General features: G+C 54.5%; 1 pseudogene. It reads right to left on the minus strand.

Annotated features, from left to right (window positions below):
- A pseudogene (locus GCU85_RS10100) lies at nucleotides 1-1,919 on the minus strand (hypothetical protein); the annotation flags it as partial.

Consider the following 1,919-nt stretch of genomic DNA (forward strand, 5'->3'; position numbering starts at 1 on the left):
TCACCATCGCAGTCTGCGGCTGCCCATGTGGTATTGCTTGCATCATAACCGGTATAGCCTGGGGCTTGCATTGGGTCGCATGCGTTGGCTGGGTCGCTGCCGTTAGCCACTTCGGCGTCATCAGAGATACCATCACCATCGCTGTCTTCTGCAAGGTATGGATCGCTACCGTTGGCGGCTTCATCGCCGTTGGTGACACCGTCGCCATCGCAGTCTGCGGCTGCCCACGTGGCATTGCTTGCATCATAACTCGTATAGCCTGGGGCTTGAGCGGGGTCACACGCATTGACTGCGTCGCTGCCGTTTGCCACTTCATCGCCATCGCTGATGCCATCACCGTCGCTATCGGCAAGCGTTGGGTCCGTACCAGCAGCGGTTTCTTGGTCATTGGTGAGGCCATCGCCGTCTTGGTCACAGTTGCCTGCATTGACATCTGGGCTACAAGGATTGACTGGGTCAGAGCCGTTTGCCACTTCATCGCCATCGCTGATGCCATCACCGTCGCTATCGGCAAGCGTTGGGTCCGTACCAGCAGCGGTTTCTTGGTCATTGGTGAGGCCATCGCCGTCTTGGTCACAATTGCCTGCATTGACATCTGGGCTACAGGCATTGACTGCGTCGCTGCCGTTTGCCACTTCATCGCCATCGCTGATGCCATCACCGTCGCTATCGGCATTGTTTGGATCCGTGCCTGCGGCGGTTTCTTGGTCGTTGGTCAGTCCATCACCGTCTGGGTCACAAGTGCCCAAGGTCGCGTTAGGGTTACAGGCATCGAGTGGATCAGAGCCATTTGCGACTTCATCGCCATCGCTGATGCCGTCACCATCGCTATCGGCATTGTTTGGATCAGTACCTGCGGCGGTTTCTTGGTCATTGGTCAGCCCATCGCCGTCTTGGTCACAATTGCCTGCATTGACATCGGGGCTACAGGCATTGACTGGGTCGCTGCCGTTTGCGACTTCTGCATCGTCTGGGATGCCATCACCATCGCTATCTGTATTGCTGTAAGGATCAGTACCATTGATGGCTTCATCGCCGTTGGTGACACCGTCGCCATCACAGTCTGCGGCTGCCCACGTGGCATTGCTTGCATCATAACTCGTATAGCCTGGCGCTTGCATTGGGTCACACGCGTTGGCGGGATCATTACCGTTTGCGATTTCGATATCATCAGGGACACCATCGCCGTCGGTGTCTGTACCAGCACCAGGGCCTGCGGGGTCAATGATGACTGAGTCAGTCACGGTATGGTCACCAAATGCGCCGTCGGTGAGGACATAATCGTATCGAACCACATCGTTACCACCAATATTAACCACCACGGCATTATTGGGGTAAGGTTGATACTGATCGTCAGTCAAACCAGGTGCAGTCGGCGCGTGTTTTCTAAAGAAATACCCTGTTGGACTTTGTAATCCGTGCCAGAAAGTACTCATATCAGCGCTATCGCCTGGGTTAATGCAGTCTAGCGTCACTGCAACTAAGCCGAAAGTATAAGCATAGTTGGGGTCAACTTGTCCAATATCGGTTTCGGTTACGACCGCGACGTTATTGACTTGTGAACAGCTATTATTAACGGCCATAGTGACATATGAGCTGCCTGTGGCATCGAGCATTGACGCGACATTGCCTTGTAAGTAGTCAGGCGTACCATCGTTATTACCATCACCTGCATTGGGTGCAGCGTTTTCAATGTGGTCTGGTATGCCATCACCGTCGCTGTCTTCTGCAAGGTAAGGATCGGTGCCATTGGTCACTTCATCGCCGTTGGTGATACCGTCACCATCGCAGTCTGCGGCTGCCCATGTGGTATTGCTTGCATCATAACCGGTATAGCCTGGGGCTTGCATTGGGTCGCATGCGTTGGCTGGGTCGCTGCCGTTAGCCACTTCGGCGTCATCAGAGATACCATCACCATC

Origin of the sequence: Ostreibacterium oceani, from assembly GCF_009362845.1 — a bacterium.
Taxonomy (GTDB): Bacteria; Pseudomonadota; Gammaproteobacteria; order Cardiobacteriales; family Ostreibacteriaceae; genus Ostreibacterium; species Ostreibacterium oceani.